This window comes from Limnohabitans sp. Hippo3 (assembly GCF_003063665.1).
Taxonomy (GTDB): Bacteria; Pseudomonadota; Gammaproteobacteria; order Burkholderiales; family Burkholderiaceae_C; genus Limnohabitans_A.
The window spans coordinates 69,726-85,709 of sequence record NZ_NESF01000007.1 but is presented as its reverse complement, the minus strand read 5'-3'; the positions used below and the strand labels follow the sequence as shown (position 1 = coordinate 85,709).

The 15,984-nt window shown below is 60.8% G+C and carries 16 protein-coding genes; 7 read left to right on the top strand and 9 right to left on the bottom strand.

Annotation, left to right across the window (positions count from 1 at the left end; translation table 11 throughout):
- The 3 genes from B9Z34_RS09365 to scpA are packed head-to-tail and all read right to left on the bottom strand — an operon-like array spanning position 1 to position 4,000.
- The gene (locus B9Z34_RS09365; RefSeq protein ID WP_108427856.1) at positions 1–789 is read right to left on the bottom strand and encodes a hypothetical protein; all 789 of its coding nucleotides are present in this window, start codon (positions 787–789) and stop codon (positions 1–3) included.
- On the bottom strand, positions 786–1,826 hold the full coding sequence (gene meaB / locus B9Z34_RS09360; RefSeq protein WP_108427855.1) for a methylmalonyl Co-A mutase-associated GTPase MeaB: 1,041 nt from the start codon (positions 1,824–1,826) through the stop codon (positions 786–788). Before meaB ends, B9Z34_RS09365 begins: the two co-directional genes overlap by 4 nt.
- On the bottom strand, positions 1,823–4,000 hold the full coding sequence (scpA, locus tag B9Z34_RS09355) for a methylmalonyl-CoA mutase (RefSeq protein ID WP_108427854.1): 2,178 nt from the start codon (positions 3,998–4,000) through the stop codon (positions 1,823–1,825). Before scpA ends, meaB begins: the two co-directional genes overlap by 4 nt.
- A gap of 164 nt (positions 4,001–4,164) precedes the next feature.
- Between scpA and B9Z34_RS09350 the strand changes: the two genes are divergently transcribed.
- Complete coding sequence (locus tag B9Z34_RS09350; RefSeq protein ID WP_108427853.1) at positions 4,165–4,800, top strand: GntR family transcriptional regulator; 636 nt, start codon at positions 4,165–4,167, stop codon at positions 4,798–4,800.
- Positions 4,801–4,809: 9 nt separating this feature from the next.
- Here B9Z34_RS09350 and dusA read toward each other — a convergent pair whose 3' ends face one another.
- Positions 4,810–5,811: a tRNA dihydrouridine(20/20a) synthase DusA gene (gene dusA, locus B9Z34_RS09345; RefSeq protein WP_108427852.1), complete on the bottom strand. Its 1,002-nt coding sequence runs from the start codon at positions 5,809–5,811 to the stop codon at positions 4,810–4,812.
- A 123-nt stretch (positions 5,812–5,934) separates the two neighbouring features.
- Between dusA and B9Z34_RS09340 the strand changes: the two genes are divergently transcribed.
- Both B9Z34_RS09340 and B9Z34_RS09335 read left to right on the top strand, forming a co-directional pair.
- The gene (locus B9Z34_RS09340) at positions 5,935–6,354 is read left to right on the top strand and encodes an NfeD family protein (RefSeq protein WP_108427851.1); all 420 of its coding nucleotides are present in this window, start codon (positions 5,935–5,937) and stop codon (positions 6,352–6,354) included.
- Positions 6,355–6,390: 36 nt separating this feature from the next.
- Positions 6,391–7,311, top strand: coding sequence for an SPFH domain-containing protein (locus tag B9Z34_RS09335; protein WP_108427850.1), 921 nt, complete (start codon positions 6,391–6,393; stop codon positions 7,309–7,311).
- Positions 7,312–7,397: 86 nt separating this feature from the next.
- Here B9Z34_RS09335 and phbB read toward each other — a convergent pair whose 3' ends face one another.
- The 3 genes from phbB to phaC form a co-directional block, all read right to left on the bottom strand.
- Entirely contained in the window at positions 7,398–8,135 is a 738-nt protein-coding gene (gene phbB, locus B9Z34_RS09330; protein WP_108427849.1) for an acetoacetyl-CoA reductase, read from the bottom strand.
- A gap of 119 nt (positions 8,136–8,254) precedes the next feature.
- A complete protein-coding gene (locus B9Z34_RS09325) occupies positions 8,255–9,436 on the bottom strand; it encodes an acetyl-CoA C-acetyltransferase (protein ID WP_108427848.1) in 1,182 nt (393 codons plus the stop codon).
- Positions 9,437–9,465: 29 nt separating this feature from the next.
- Positions 9,466–11,184, bottom strand: a complete 1,719-nt coding sequence (phaC, locus tag B9Z34_RS09320; protein ID WP_108427847.1) for a class I poly(R)-hydroxyalkanoic acid synthase — start codon at positions 11,182–11,184, stop codon at positions 9,466–9,468.
- Between the two features lie 87 nt (positions 11,185–11,271).
- On the opposite strand from phaC, the gene B9Z34_RS14730 reads away from it, so the two are divergent.
- Positions 11,272–11,574: a hypothetical protein gene (locus tag B9Z34_RS14730; RefSeq protein WP_108427846.1), complete on the top strand. Its 303-nt coding sequence runs from the start codon at positions 11,272–11,274 to the stop codon at positions 11,572–11,574.
- On the opposite strand, the gene pgeF is transcribed toward B9Z34_RS14730, so the two are convergent.
- Complete coding sequence (gene pgeF / locus B9Z34_RS09310) at positions 11,491–12,279, bottom strand: peptidoglycan editing factor PgeF (protein ID WP_108427845.1); 789 nt, start codon at positions 12,277–12,279, stop codon at positions 11,491–11,493. The two genes, B9Z34_RS14730 and pgeF, sit on opposite strands and share 84 nt — an antisense overlap.
- A gap of 123 nt (positions 12,280–12,402) precedes the next feature.
- Here pgeF and aat point away from each other — a divergent pair, with 123 nt between their 5' ends.
- From aat to B9Z34_RS09295, 3 genes are read left to right on the top strand one after another with little or no spacing between them, the layout of a single operon-like run.
- Positions 12,403–13,170: a leucyl/phenylalanyl-tRNA--protein transferase gene (aat, locus tag B9Z34_RS09305; RefSeq protein ID WP_108427844.1), complete on the top strand. Its 768-nt coding sequence runs from the start codon at positions 12,403–12,405 to the stop codon at positions 13,168–13,170.
- Entirely contained in the window at positions 13,167–13,904 is a 738-nt protein-coding gene (locus B9Z34_RS09300) for an arginyltransferase (RefSeq protein WP_108427843.1), read from the top strand. The genes aat and B9Z34_RS09300 overlap by 4 nt, the downstream gene beginning before the upstream one ends.
- 48 nt (positions 13,905–13,952) lie before the next feature.
- A complete protein-coding gene (locus B9Z34_RS09295) occupies positions 13,953–14,732 on the top strand; it encodes an IclR family transcriptional regulator (protein ID WP_108427842.1) in 780 nt (259 codons plus the stop codon).
- A gap of 60 nt (positions 14,733–14,792) precedes the next feature.
- Here the strand turns inward: B9Z34_RS09295 and B9Z34_RS09290 are convergent, their stop codons facing one another.
- Positions 14,793–15,881, bottom strand: coding sequence for a serine hydrolase (locus tag B9Z34_RS09290; protein WP_108427903.1), 1,089 nt, complete (start codon positions 15,879–15,881; stop codon positions 14,793–14,795).
- Positions 15,882–15,984: the final 103 nt, after the last annotated feature.

Genomic DNA, 15,984 nt, shown 5'->3' with positions numbered 1-15,984 from the left:
TTATGCTCGGTTCAGATGGGTTCGCCAGCGGTCAAGAAAATCACCCAGCGCTTGCAAAGTGACGATATCCCGACCCCAGGGTTTTCTTTGATTGGACAGGTGGCGCAACCAGACCAGGCGGTCACACGATTGCACCAAACGGTTTTGGGTGTTGGCATCGAGTTGCTCAAACTGGCGGTGCCAACTTTGCAACAACGCCTCTTGGGGCGCATTCGCCATCCAGAGGGTGGACAGCAAATAGGCCAGCCAGTCGCGGGTCTGGGCCTGCGGCAGGTCCATGACCTCCAATGGATCGTCCTCGAAGTCGATGAACCAGAGTTGCCCGGAAGACACCATGATGTTCCGGGCAAAGGCCTGACTCAGATACTGGCCTTGCTGGTGGACATGCCCAATCGCTTGCAAGCCTTGCTCAAACAGGCGCAGCGCCAGATCCGGGGTCTGTGTCAGGCCGTGCTGCAAGGATTCACCCGGCAAGAATTGCAAGGCGATGTAATCCGGTGCCTGGTGCAACACCGCAGGCACGGGCAAGCCTGCGGCCGCCAGTTGTCTCAAGCGCTGTACCTCGGTGTTTTGGGCACGCGCCCCACCATGGGCGGGCACAGGCTGCAACAAAGGGTTGCGCGTCAGCTGGGACAGCCACTTCATGATTTTGAAGCGCAAAGGCCCACGTGCAGGACGCTGGCCTTTGATCAGCAGCGGGCCATCGGGCGTGTCGACCCGGGCAATGCGCTGCGTCCGCCAGCGCGGATCCGCTGCGATCAGTTGCAGGGATTCAGGGCTCAAACTCATGGCGCAGAACCCGAAACGCTGGGGCTCGCCGGGGTCGACAGGCTCGCCAGCAATTGGCGTGCTGCCGTCGAAGCGGCCAACGTGCCCTGTGCCACTCGGGCAGACACCAAAGGCAGCTGATGCCGGACCTCAGGATGGTCTTTGAAAGACTGCCGAAGCCCCGCCTCGATCCGCTCCCACATCCAGGACAGGGCTTGCTGCTGACGCCGCTCACCAAGCCGGCCGTTGCCAGTTTGCAATGCCCGAAATTCTGTGACCGCCGCCCAAAAACTGTCCACACCCTGGCCCAGCAGAGCGCTCAGCTGCACCACCTTGGGGTGCCACTGCGAGGTGTCGGCGTGCGCGTGGCCCGAGCCGCCATGCATGCCCAGCAGTTGCAGGGCGCTGGTGATTTGCAACTCGGCGCGGGTGGCCGCCATCGCGTCGATGTCGGCCTTGTTGATGACCACCAGGTCGGCGATTTCCATCACGCCTTTTTTGATGGCCTGCAAATCGTCGCCCGCATTGGGCAGCTGCATCAGCACAAACATGTCGGTCATGTTGGCCACTGCCGTCTCAGACTGGCCCACACCCACGGTCTCGACAATCACCACGTCGTAGCCCGCCGCCTCGCAGACCAGCATCGATTCACGGGTTTTTTCGGCCACACCACCCAGGGTGCCGCTGCTCGGGCTGGGACGGATGTAGGCGCGTTCGTGCACGCTGAGCAACTCCATCCGGGTCTTGTCGCCCAGAATCGACCCGCCCGATACGGTGCTCGACGGGTCCACCGCCAGCACCGCCACGCGGTGCCCTTGGCCAATCAAATACAAACCCAGCGCTTCGATGAAGGTGGACTTGCCCACACCCGGCACACCGCTGATGCCCAAGCGGAACGAGTTGCCTGTGTGCGGCAGCATGGCCGTGAGCAGCTCGTCGGCCAAGGCCCGGTGGTCCGGGCGGGTGGATTCGAGCAGCGTGATGGCCTTGGCCATGGCGCGGCGCTGCACGGCAGCACTGCCATTGAGCAAGCCGTCGAGCAAGTGCTCAGGGCTCACCCGATCGCCTTTTTGATCTGCTCCAGCACATCCTTGGCGCTGACCGGAATCGGGGTGCCGGGGCCGTAGATGCCTTTGACGCCTGCTTCGTAGAGCATGTCGTAGTCCTGGCGAGGGATCACACCGCCGACGAAGACGATGATGTCGTCGGCGCCCTGCTTCTTGAGTTCGGCAATGATGGCGGGCACCAAGGTTTTGTGGCCAGCGGCCAGCGTGCTCACACCCACGGCGTGCACGTCGTTCTCAATCGCCTGGCGGGCGCACTCTTCGGGGGTCTGGAACAAGGGGCCCATGTCCACGTCGTAGCCCAGGTCGGCAAACGCGGTGGCCACCACTTTGGCACCCCGGTCGTGGCCGTCCTGGCCGAGTTTGGAGATCATCACGCGGGGGCGGCGGCCTTGCGCTTCGGCAAAGGCGGCGATGTCGGCTTTGAGCTGGTTCCAGTATTCCATGGTGTCTCCCAGGTTTTCACCGTCGTCATAAGCCGCGGCATACACGCCCGTGACTTTTTGCGTGTCGGCACGGTGGCGGCCAAAGGCTTTTTCCAGCGCATCCGACACTTCGCCGACCGTGGCACGCAGGCGCACGGCCTGAATCGACAAGTCGAGCAAATTGCCCTGGCCCGATTCGGCGGCGGCGCTCAACGCGTCCAGCGCGGCTTGCACCTTGGTGCTGTCGCGGCTGGCACGGATGGCTTTGAGGCGTGCAATCTGACCGTCGCGCACGCGCACGTTGTCTATCGACAGCGTCTCGATCGGGTCTTCTTTGGCCAACTTGTATTTGTTCACGCCCACGATGACGTCTTTGCCCGAATCGATGCGGGCCTGCTTTTCAGCGGCCGCCGCTTCGATCTTGAGCTTGGCCCAGCCGCTGCCCACGGCCTTGGTCATGCCGCCCATAGCCTCGACTTCTTCAATAATGGCCCAGGCCTTGTCGGCCATTTCTTGGGTCAGGCTCTCCATCATGTAGCTGCCAGCCCAGGGGTCGATCACGTTGGTGATGTGGGTCTCTTCCTGGATGATGAGCTGCGTGTTGCGGGCAATGCGGGCGCTGAATTCGGTGGGCAAGGCAATCGCTTCGTCAAAGCTGTTGGTGTGCAGCGACTGGGTGCCGCCAAACACGGCTGCCATGGCCTCGATGGTGGTGCGCACCACGTTGTTGTACGGGTCCTGCTCGGTGAGCGACCAGCCCGAGGTCTGGCTGTGCGTGCGCAGCATCAGGCTCTTGGGGTTCTTGGCGTTGAAGCCCTTCATGATGCGGCACCACAGCAGGCGCGCCGCACGCATTTTGGCGATCTCCAGATAGAAGTTCATGCCCACGGCCCAGAAGAAGGACAGGCGACCGGCGAAGTCGTCCACGTCCATACCCTTGGCAATCGCGGTCTTCACGTATTCCTTGCCGTCGGCCAGGGTGAAGGCCATCTCGAGGGCCTGGTTGGCGCCGGCTTCCTGCATGTGGTAGCCCGAGATCGAGATCGAGTTGAACTTGGGCATGTGCTTGCTCGTGTACTCGATGATGTCGCCAATGATCTTCATCGACGGCTCAGGCGGGTAGATGTAGGTGTTGCGCACCATGAACTCTTTCAGAATGTCGTTCTGAATGGTTCCGCTCAGTTTGTCCTGCGAGACGCCCTGCTCTTCGGCGGCCACCACGTAGCCCGCCAACACCGGCAGCACCGCGCCGTTCATGGTCATGGACACGCTGACCTTGTCCAGCGGAATCTGGTCGAACAAGATCTTCATGTCCTCGACCGAGTCGATCGCCACGCCGGCTTTGCCCACGTCGCCCGTGACGCGCGGATGGTCGGAGTCATAGCCGCGGTGCGTGGCCAGGTCAAACGCGACCGACACGCCCTGCCCGCCCGCCGCCAAGGCCTTGCGGTAGAAGGCGTTGGATTCTTCGGCGGTGGAGAAACCCGCGTATTGGCGGATCGTCCAGGGACGCACCGCGTACATGGTGGCCTGCGGGCCGCGCAGGAAGGGCTCGAAGCCCGGCAGCGTGTTGGCGTAGGGCAAATTGGCCGTGTCTTCGGCGGTGTAGAGCGGCTTGACGACGATGCCGTCGGGCGTCTTCCAGTTCAGGGCCGACACATCGCCACCCGGGGCGGATTTGGCGGCTGCTTTTTGCCAGGCTTCCAGATTGGAGGCGTTGAATTCAAAAGATGGAGACGTCATGGCGCTGTGCTTTCGGGACAAAAATGACTGATCCGGATTTTGGCAGCTTGCGACTGCCTACCGGCTTACAAGTACCGTGATTCATAATTATTGATGCAGAATATTTTAACCGGCTTACAATTCAGCATCTGAAACGCCCTGCCCCCGCCTCGATCGCTCACACCATGTCTGCCCTGTCCCTTGCCCCCCGCGCCCTGTACGAAGAAGTGGCCGAACTCCTGCGCCAGCGCATTTTTGCGCGCGAACTGGAGCCGGGCAGCTGGATCGACGAGTTGCGCATTGCCGAGGCCCTGGGCATCAGCCGCACCCCACTGCGTGAAGCCCTGAAGGTGTTGGCGGCCGAGGGCCTGGTGACGATGAAGGTGCGCCGCGGCGCCTACGTGACCGAAGTCAGCGAAAAAGACCTGCGCGATGTGTACCACCTGCTGGCCCTGCTCGAATCAGACGCTGCCCGCGTGGTGGCACATAACGCCAGTGCCGAACAGATGTCGCAGATTCAGGCCTTGCACCAGGACCTGGAAAAAGCCAAACACGACCGGGACCGTTTCTTCGAGATCAACGAAGCCTTTCACATGCTGCTGCTGGAATTGGCCGACAACCGCTGGCGCGACCAAATGGTGGCCGACCTGCGCAAGGTGATGAAGCTCAACCGGCACAGCTCGCTGTTCAAAGAGGGCCGCATTGAGCAATCCCTGGCCGAGCACCGCGCCATCGTCCAGGCCCTGACCGAACGCCAGCCCGAGCAAGCGGCCGAGCGCATGTCGGCGCACTTCACAAACGGCTTGCAGGCCGCGCAATAAATCAGATAGTCAGTCGCTGACCACCGCCCCGCGTGCCAGCGCCGCACGGGCCAAAGCCCAGACCTCTCGCGGCGGCAAGGGCTTGAGTTTGTGGTCGCTCCAGACCTGACGCCACAAACGCCCCCCATGCTGGCCGTGATACAGGCCCAGCATGTGGCGGGCAATGGCGTACCAAGGGCAGCCGTCTTCGGCAAAGGCCCGTTCCATGTAGGCCACCATGGCCTCTTCCACCGCTTCGCGGCTGGGCACCTCATGGGCATCGCCGTAAAACGTGGCGTCCCAGCTGCCCAGCAGCCAGGGGTTGTAATAAGCCTCGCGCCCGACCATCACGCCGTCGGCGTGCTGCAGATGCTGCGCAATCTCTTCGTTGGTCTTGATGCCGCCGTTCACGGCGATCAGCAGGCCCGGAAAGTCCTTTTTGAGCTGGTAGGCCAACTCGTAGCGCAGCGGCGGGATTTCGCGGTTTTCCTTGGGACTCAGGCCGTCGAGCCAGGCATTGCGGGCATGCACGATGAACACCCGACAGCCCGCCTCGCTCACCGTGCCGACAAAGTCTCGCACGAAGTCATAGCTTTCGATGCGGTCGATGCCAATACGGTGCTTAACGGTCACCGGCACGTCCACCACGTCCAGCATGGCTTTGACACCGTCGGCCACGGTGCGCGGCTCGTTCATCAGGCAAGCCCCAAACGCGCCGCGCTGCACCCGGTCTGATGGACAGCCGCAATTGAGGTTGATTTCGTCATAGCCCCACTCTTGCCCCAGCTTGGCGGCGTGGGCCAGGTCGGCCGCATCGCTGCCGCCTAATTGCAGCGCCACGGGGTGTTCTTCGGCGTTGAAGCGCAGGTGCCGCTGCACGCTGCCATGGCGCAAAGCACCGGTGGTCACCATCTCGGTGTAGAGCAGGGTGTGGCGGGTCAGCAGGCGATGGAAAAAACGGCAATGACGGTCAGTCCAGTCCATCATCGGGGCGACGGACAGGCGCCAGCGTTGGGGTTCAGGGAAATGCATAGGGACGGATTATCCTTGGCTGGTGCCGGACTTGACCCAAGCCCGGGCAAGCGCCCGTTGGGACGGCGTATAAAGACCTGTGGTCGCAAGGCTGAAAAGACAAAAAAATTCTGGAGGGGAAAGATGAGCAACGCAACGATGTGGTGGGTCCTGTCCGGTGTGCTGGTGGCACTGGAGTTGGTGACCGGCACTTTTTACCTGCTGATGCTGAGCCTGGGCGCCGTGGCGGCAGCCTTGACCGCCATGGCAGGTTATGGCCTGACCAGCCAACTGGTGGTGGCGGCGGTCGTGGGTGGCCTCGGGGCTGTGCTGCTGGGCCAATGGCGCAAGCGCCAAGCCGCCACGCCACAAGAAGCGCAAGACCAGCATCTGGACTTGGGGGCCACTGTGATGGTCGAGGCCTGGGACGCACAGGGCACAACACGGGTCTTGCACCGGGGCGCGGCCTGGAGTGCCGAGCTGGCCCCGGGCCAAAGCGCCGCACCGGGTGCACACCGCATCCAGGCCATCGCGGGCAACCGCCTGGTCCTCGAGAAAATCTGAGCACACCGCTCCAACCACTCAATAGGGAGAAAAACCATGGAAGTCGCAGCCGTTCTCGTGATCATCGCGGTCCTGTTCATCGTCAAGACCGTCAAAGTCGTGCCACAGCAAGAAGCCTGGGTGGTGGAAAGGCTGGGCAAATTCCACGCCAGTCTGGCCCCGGGCCTGAACTTTGTGGTGCCCTTTGTCGACAACGTGATCCAGAAGCACAGCCTGAAAGAAATCCCGCTCGACGTGCCCAGTCAGATCTGCATCACCCGCGACAACACGCAGCTGCAGGTCGACGGCATCCTGTACTTTCAGGTCACCGACCCCAAACTGGCCAGCTACGGCTCGTCCAACTACATCGTGGCCGTGACGCAACTGGCGCAAACCAGCCTGCGCAGCGTGATCGGCAAGCTCGAGCTGGACAAGACTTTTGAAGAGCGCGACATCATCAATGCGCAGGTGGTAGCCGCCATCGACGAAGCAGCGCTCAACTGGGGCGTGAAGGTGCTGCGCTACGAGATCAAGGACCTGACACCACCCAAGGAAATTTTGCTGGCCATGCAGTCGCAAATCACGGCCGAGCGTGAAAAGCGCGCCCTGATCGCGGCCTCTGAAGGCCGCCGCCAGGAGCAGATCAACATCGCCACGGGCGAGCGCGAGGCCTTTATTGCACGATCAGAAGGTGAGAAACAAGCCGCTATCAACAAAGCCCAAGGCGATGCCGCCGCCATCACCGAAATGGCCAACGCCACGGCCCAAGCCATCGAGCGCATCGCCGCCGCCATCCGCCAGCCCGGGGGCGAGCAGGCGGTGCAACTCAAGGTGGCGGAGCAAGCCGTGCAGGCTTACGGCAAAGTGGCGCAAGACGCCAAAACCACACTCATCGTGCCAGGCAACATGACCGAAGTGTCCGGGCTGATCGCTTCGGCCATGCAGCTGGTGGGCACAGGCAAGCAAGTCGGCCCCTGAACGCCTGCTTGCAAAAACAAAAAACCCGCCGAGGCGGGTTTTTTTGTGGGCCATGCCCAGGACGATGTGGCCCAAGGGCCCGGGCATCAGCCCATGTGCAAACCACCGTTGACCGAGAAGTCTGCGCCAGTGGCGTAACCACCCTCTTCGCTGGCCAACCAGGCGATGATGGAAGCGATCTCGCTGGGCTTACCCAGGCGCTTGACGGGCACGGTGGCCACGATCTTTTCCAGCACGTCAGGACGGATGGCGTTGACCATGTCGGTGCCGATATAGCCCGGCGACACGGTGTTCACGGTCACGCCCTTGGTGGCCAACTCTTGCGCCAAGGCCATCGAAAAACCATGCATGCCGGCTTTGGCAGCCGAGTAGTTGGTTTGGCCTGCTTGGCCTTTTTCACCGTTGACCGACGAGATGTTGATGATGCGGCCCCAGCCCTTTTCAACCATGTCGGACACAACCTGCTTGGTCACGTTGAACATGGAGTCCAGGTTGGTGTTCATCACGGCGTCCCAGTCATCCCGGGTCATCTTCAGGAACATGCGGTCCTTGGTGATGCCCGCGTTGTTCACCAGCACATCGATGCTGCCGTGCTCGGCCTTGGCCTTGCTGAAGGCTTCCACCGTGGAATCCCAGTCACCGACGTTGCCCACCGATGCATAGAAAGTGAAGCCTTGAGCTTTTTGCTCGTCCAGCCACTTGTTGTAGTCACGGGTCGGGCCGCAACCGGCGATGACCTTGAAGCCCTCTTGATGAAGGCGTTGGCAAATCGCGGTACCGATACCGCCCATGCCACCTGTGACGTAAGCTACTTTTTGACTCATGTTTGTCTCCTTGTTATGAGTGAAGTGGGATCAATGAAGTCCGCTCAAACCGCGATGATTGGCTGCCCTTATACGGTTGGACAGTGCGCCAAACCACGCCGCATGAGCGGCGCAGGTTTTTAAACGCGTTCAACCGCCAATGACACGCCCATGCCGCCACCGATGCACAGCGCGGCCAGGCCTTTTTTGGCCTGAGTGCGCTGCATTTCGTGCAACAGAGTCACCAGAATGCGGCAACCGGATGCGCCAATCGGGTGGCCAATCGCAATGGCACCGCCGTTGACGTTGACTTTGGCCGGATCGATGTCCAGCGCCTTGTTGACGGCGCAGGCTTGTGCTGCAAAAGCCTCGTTCAGCTCGAACAGGTCCACGTCTTGCGCCTTCCAGCCTGCACGGGCCAAGGCCTTTTGCGAAGCGGGCACCGGGCCCATGCCCATGGTGGCCGGGTCCAGACCGCTGGTGCCGAAGGCTGCAATGCGGGCCAGGGGCTTGAGGCCCAAGGCAGCGGCCTTTTTGGCGCTCATCACCATCACGGCGGCAGCGCCGTCATTGATGCCCGAGGCATTGCCAGCCGTCACGCTGCCCGCCTTGTCAAACGCAGGGCGCAGACCGGCCAGGGCCTCGGCATTGGTTTTCTTGTTGATGAACTCGTCGGTGTTGAAGACCAGCGGATCGCCCTTGCGCTGGGGGATCAGCACGTCCACGATCTCGTCCTTGAACTTGCCCGCGTCTTGCGCAGCAGCGGCTTTTTGCTGGCTGCCCAGGGCCAGGGCGTCTTGCATGTCGCGGGTGATGCCGTGGGCCTTGGCCACGTTCTCGGCGGTGATGCCCATGTGGTACTGGTTGTACACGTCCCACAGGCCGTCCACGATCATGGTGTCGGTCATCTTCCAGTCGCCCATGCGCTGGCCGTCGCGGCTGCCGTTCAAAACGTGCGGGCTGGCGCTCATGTTTTCCTGGCCACCCGCGATCACGATTTCGCTGTCGCCCCAGGCCACAGCCTGTGCGGCCAGCATCACGGCTTTCAGGCCCGAGCCGCACACGGCGTTGATGGTCAGCGCCGGAGTCTCTTTGGCCAGCCCGGCTTTCATCATGGCTTGGCGGGCGGGGTTCTGGCCCACGCCTGCGGCCAGCACCTGGCCCATGATGACTTCGCCAATGGCGTCGACCGGCAAGCCGCTGCGCTGGAGCAAGCCCTGGATGACGATGCTGCCCAGCTCGGTGGCAGGGGTCTTGGCGAGCGAGCCGCCAAATTTGCCCACGGCGGTGCGAGCGGCTGCGACGATGACGATGTCTTCCATTTTTCAGATCTCCGTTGTGTCAATAAAAATCAGGCTTTGGCTTTGACGTAACGACCAGGGGCCGCTTCGATGGCTTTGAATTGACTGCCTTTGCCATAGGTTTTGGGGGCGGCAATTTGCTTGCCCGCATGGCCCTTGAGCCAATCGGACCAGTCGGTCCACCAGCTGCCAGGCAGCTCTTTGGCACTGGCGATCCAGTCGTTCACATCGGCCGGGAATTTGCTGCCCTCGCTCAGCCAGTGGCTGCGCTTTTTGGCGGCGGGCGGGTTGATCACCCCGGCGATGTGGCCCGAGGCCCCCATGACAAAACGCTTTTTGCCCGGCAGCACCTGGGTGCTGGCGTACGCGCCGCCGATGGGCACGATGTGGTCTTCACGCGAGCCATAGATGTAGACCGGTATGTCGACCTTGCCCAAATCAATGGGCTCGCCACAGACTTTGACCTTGCCGGGTTTGACCAGGTTGTTTTCCAGGTAGGTGTTGCGCAGGTACCAGGCGTAAAAAGGTCCGGGCAAATTGGTCGAGTCGCTGTTCCAGTAGAGCAGGTCAAACGGTGGCGGCGTCTCGCCCTTGAGGTAGTTGCCCACCACATAGTTCCAGACCAGGTCGTTGGGGCGCAGAAAGCTGAAAGTCGAGGCGAGGTCCTGGCCCTTGAGCAAGCCGCCCTTGCCCATTTGCTGCTCACGGAACTTGACGAAGTTCTCGTCAATGAACACGTCCAGAATGCCGGTGTCAGTGAAGTTGATCAGGGTGGTGAGGAAGGTGGCACTGGCCACAGGCTTTTCGCCACGGGCCGCCAACACGGCCAAAGCGGTCGACAAGATGGTGCCGCCCACGCAAAAACCCAGCGCGTTGATCTTGGCTGCGCCCGTGATCGACTGCACCGTGCTGATGGCTTGGATGGCCGCTTGCTCGATGTAGTCGTCCCAGGTCTTTTGCGCCATGGACTCGTCGGGGTTGCGCCAGCTCACCACAAAGGTGCGATGCCCCTGGCTGACCGCATAGCGGATGAAGGAGTTCTCAGGTTGCAGGTCCAGGATGTAGAACTTGTTGATGCAAGGCGGCACCAGCAAGAAGGGTTTTTCGTAGACCTTGGCCGTGAGCGGCTTGTATTCGATGAGCTGGAAAAACTCGTTCTCGAAGACCACCGCGCCTTCGGTGGTGGCCACATTCTTGCCCACCTCGAACAGACTTTCGTCGGTCATCGACACATGGCCTTGCTGCATGTCGTGCATCAGGTTTTTCACCCCCTTGGCAATGCTCTCGCCTTGGGTTTCGATGGCTTTCTTTTGTGCCTCGGCATTGAAGGCCAGAAAATTGCTGGGCGCAGCAGCGGCCACCCATTGCTCCACGGCAAAGCGGATGCGGTTGCGTGTTTTCTCGTCCCCCTCCACCGCATCGGCCAATCCCATCAGCGTGCGGGCATTGAGCAAATAGGTGGCCGCATTGAAAGCCGCCATCGGATTGGCGCTCCACGCTTCCCCTGAAAAGCGACGGTCTTTGACTTGCAAACTGTTGTGCAGGCTCTGATTCCACAACTCAGAGGCGTCTTTGAAGTACTGCCCTTGCAGGGTCTGGAGCTTTTCAGGCGAGAATTTGATGGGTGGCAAAGCGGCGTCGACACCAGGTTTGAGCCCACCGAGGTCCAGGGTTTGGAAATGCTGCATCGCCTGCCCCCAGCTTTTGGACAGGTTTTGCTGAAAACCCTCGCTCATGCTGGACCAGAATTCTGGCGTGGATGTGCTCATGCTTGTCTCCGGTAAATGGTTTTTTTGATATCGGTTACCTTCAGTATCTGTCAATTTGATGTCACCTAAATTACAAAGCGCAAAAAAATGTATTTGATCGTTATTGCCTGGCTCTATGTGACCTTGTTGATGGGTCTGGCTGAAGCATTTAGTACCCAAGGCACTGTGTTGGGGGCCATCATCACTTTTATTTTGTATGGGGTTTTACCCATGTCCTTGGTGGTGTATTTGATGGGCACACCCTTGCGCCGCAAAGCCCGAAGGCAGACAGAAGCAAAAGCGCAAGAGCCAACCCCAGTCCCCCCATCAACGGCTGAGCCAGATGCAGGCGGCCATGCGCCCGCTCTGTCCGAGGACCCGGCTGTCGCGGCGGTGCGAAAAGAACCTTGAAGGCTGCGTGGCCGTGCACCACGCAGACTGGCTGTCGTTGCCAAAAACACGGTGAAGTCCCAAGCGGTGCAACCGCCACCGGGCCAGGCCTGCCAAGTCGGCCAACCATTTGTCCGCCTCAGCGGGTTTGAAGTAAACACCAGCCTCTGGGGCATCTGGACAAAAAGCCTCTCGCACGTCTGTGCCCACCTCAAAAGCCTCGGGACCAATGCAAGGCCCCAGCCAGACCAGGATGTCGTCAGGCGGGGTATCCCGCAAAGCGGGCTGCTGGCAAAGGGCTTCGAGCACGCCTGTACCGCCCTCACCCGCCAGACCACGCCAGCCTGCATGCGCTGCAGCCACCCATTGGCCAGACTTGTCACACATCAAGATGGGCAAACAGTCGGCCACCATGATGGTGCAAGCCACCTCCGCATTCAACGCAACGCAGGCGTCGGCCTCGGTGCCATCCGTGGTGTTGGCGTTCAGCACCACCGCTTGATGGCCGTGCACCTGCTTCAAAAATACCGGACGGCTGCCCATGAGGGTTTGCAAGCGCTGGCGGTTGACTTGCACGCTGTGCGGCGCATCACCCACATGGTCACCCAGGTTCATGCTGTCCCAAGGGGGGCGGGAGACGCCGCCATGCCGATCGGTCATCACAGCCTGAACATGCGCTGGCGCAGGCCAGTGGGGTCGCAACCAATGGGGTGGAAAAGATGTCATCACGCGCAAAAAAATGAGGGGTCAAAGCCGGTCGGTCAGGTGTGGTTGAGGATAAACGCAAAAAAATCGCGATCCGGGCCCCAAACGACAAGAAACGTGTACCTGTTCATGTGTAATGCAGCCATGCCACGGACTTCTCCTCTGCCAGAACTGTGCTGGATTGACGCTGACCAGGCCCTGCCCCTGGTGCACCAGGCCTGGGGCCCGCAATCGCCCGCCCCGGGCTTGCTGGCAGCGGGCCAAGACCTGTCCGCCTCGCGTTTGCTGGAGGCCTACAGCCAGGGGGTTTTTCCGTGGTTCAGCGACGGACAGCCCGTGCTGTGGTGGAGCCCTGACCCCCGCATGGTCTTGCGGCCGGGCGATTTCCGCTTGCGCCGCTCGCTGCGCCAGTCATTGCAACGCTGGCTGCGGCACCCTGGTTTTTCACTGAGCTTTGACCGCGATTTCGGTCAGGTCATCCGCCGCTGCAGCGCCTCACCCCGCGCCGGACAAAACGGCACCTGGATCGTGCCGGCCATGGTGCAAGCCTATGAGGATTTGCACCGCGCAGGCCACGCCCACAGCGCCGAGGTCTGGCTCGATGGCGAGCTGGTCGCCGGGCTGTATTTTGTGGCGCTGGGCCATGCCGTCTTCGGTGAATCGATGTTCACCACGATCAGCGATGGCTCCAAAATGGCTTTGGCTTGCCTGGTCAGCGTGTGCCTGGCGCATGGCGTGCCCGCCATCGACTGCCAGCAAAACACCCGGCACCTGGCCTCCTTGGGCGCCCGGGAAATACCCCGGGCTGATTTTGTGGCGACCGTCCAGCAAGAGCGCCTCATGCCCCCCATCGACTGGACACGGCAAACTTTATACTGGACCACGTTGACGGCTTTGGACACCACGTCGTGACCCATCTCAAAGATCTCCCCATTCAGGCCTTGCAGTTTTATGCCACGGCGCCCTATGCGTGCAGCTACCTGCCTGAGCGCTCGGCACGCTCGCAAGTGGCAACGCCCAGCCATCTGATCCAAAACGAGGTCTACTCCGACTTGGTGGAGCAGGGTTTTCGCCGCAGCGGGATGTTCACCTACCGCCCCTACTGCGATGGCTGCCAGGCCTGCCAGCCCTTGCGCGTGCAGGTCGCCGCCTTCAAGCCGGACCGCAGCCAGCGACGCAGCTGGCGCAAACACCAGCATTTGCAGGCTCGGGTGTTGGACCTGCAATTCGATCCTGACCACTACGCTTTGTATTTGCGCTACCAGACGAGCCGCCACCCGGGCGGCGGCATGGATCAGGACAGCGTGGACCAATACAACCAGTTTTTGCTTCAAAGCCGGGTCAATTCACGCATCGTGGAATTTCGCGAGCCGGCCAGCGAGGGCTGCTTGGGTGCCTTGAAAATGGTCAGCATTGTGGACGTGCTGAACCATGGCCTCTCGGCGGTTTACACCTTCTATGAGCCTGAAGACCAGGCCAGCTATGGAACCTACAGCGTGCTCTGGCAAATTCAGCAAGCGGCACAACTGCAACTGCCTTATGTGTATTTGGGCTATTGGATCGAAAGCAGCCCCAAAATGAATTACAAATCGCGCTTTGAACCCTGTGAAATACGTGTTCAAGGCCAATGGCAAGCGCTGGCGTGATGGACTGAATTTTCACAGTGTAAAATTTAAGCATCGCCTGACGACACCATGAAAAAAGACCCTGCATTCACACCCTCTCCCACCATCCAGGTCATTGAGCGGATGTTTTCGCTGATTGACGTGCTCGCCTCCCGCGAAGAAGCGATCTCCCTGAAAGAGATCAGTGAAAAAACAGGCTTGCACCCCTCTACAGCGCACCGCATCTTGAACGATTTGGCCACTGGCCGTTTTGTTGATCGCCCGGAAGCGGGCAACTACCGCCTGGGCATGCGGCTTCTGGAGCTGGGCAACTTGGTCAAAGGACGGCTGAATGTGCGCGACGCGGCCCTGGTGCCCATGCGTGAGCTGCACAAGCTCATTCAGCAACCCGTCAACCTCAGCATGCGCCAAGGCGATGAAATCGTCTACATCGAGCGGGCCTACAGCGAACGCTCCGGCATGCAGGTGGTTCGGGCCATTGGCGGGCGGGCGCCTTTGCACCTGACTTCGGTGGGCAAACTTTTCCTGGCAGCAGACGACCCGCTGCGGGTTCGCTCTTACGCCACACGCACCGGTTTGCTGGGGCAGACACGCAACAGCATCACGCAGCTGCAGGTTCTTGAAAGGGAGCTGGCCCGGGTCAAGCAATACGGCATTGCCCGAGACAACGAAGAGCTGGAACTGGGCGTGCGCTGCATCGCAGCCGGCATCTACGACGACCAAGGGAAACTGCTGGCCGGCTTGTCCATCTCTGCCCCCGCCGACCGCCTGGACGAAGGCTGGCTGCCCAAGCTGCAGGCAACGTCACTCGAGATCAGCAAAACACTGGGTTACCACGGCGACCATTGAGGCGCCGCTTGCTCATTAAAAAAGGCCCCCGAGAGGCCTTTTTTCATGGGCGGACACGCATCAGCCGGGCAAGTGTTCAGCCAAAGCCGAGTGCCTGACGCCGGAGGCACCTGACGACTTCTCCACCCAGCGGCGGACACGCTCAGCGTCGGCGATGCGGCTAAGTTTGCCCGCAGAATCCAGAAACACCATGATCAGTTTGCGCCCGGCCACTTGCGCCTGCATCACCAGGCACTGACCCGCCTCCGAGATGTAGCCTGTTTTCTGCAGACCGATGTCCCAGTCGGCACTTTTCACCAAACGGTTGGTGTTGTTGTACTGAAGCGTGCGGCGACCCACTTCGATCTCACGGCCGTGCGAAGTGGACAACTCACGCAAGACCGGCTCTTTGTAGGCAGCCCCCACCAAAATGGCCAAGTCACTGGCGCTGGACTGGTTGCGGCTGGACAAGCCTGTCGGCTCCACATAACGTGTGTCGGACATGCCCAGAGCCTGCGCACGCGCATTCATGCGCGCAACGAAGGCATCCAAACCACCCGGGAAGGTACGGCCCAAAGCGTGGGCCGCCCGGTTTTCGCTGGACATCAACGCCAAATGGAGCAAATCACCGCGGCTGAGCACGGTGCCCACCGCCAAACGGGAGGTGCTGCCTTTTTCCGTGTCCACATCGGCTTGGGTGATGGCGATCATCTCGGACATGGGCAATTGCGCCTCGGAAATGACCAGACCGGTCATCAACTTGGTCAAGGAGGCAATGGGCAAAACGGCATGGTCGTTTTTACGGAACAGGACTTCGCGGGTGTCCTGGTCAATCACCAGGGCCACGCTGGAGCGCAAATCCAGAGGATCGTTGGCGCTGTGAAGACCAGCCATTTGCCCGTAAGAGGCACGCATAGGCACTGCTGCCTTGCTATTTGCGACTCCGGCCCGTTGGCCTTTGGATTTTTTAGCGACGGTCTGCTTTTTTTTCTGAACGGTTTTACTGACCGTTGCCGCCGGACGCTTCTTGGCGGTGGACGCCTTGTTTTGTGCCAGCACCGCACTGGGCCAAGCCGAGACGGCCAGAAAAACCCCTGCGGTCAAAGCGGCAAGCAAGCCCTGCGACCAACGGCCAGTGGCTTGAAAGGGAAACAGGGAAGCAAATCGCATCAGGGACATCGTCGTTCAATGATAGGGGCAATTGTTTCCAAGTGTACCGAAATAAAAAAAGTCACGCAAGAACAATGACTTGCGTGACTTTATTGAAGCCAGA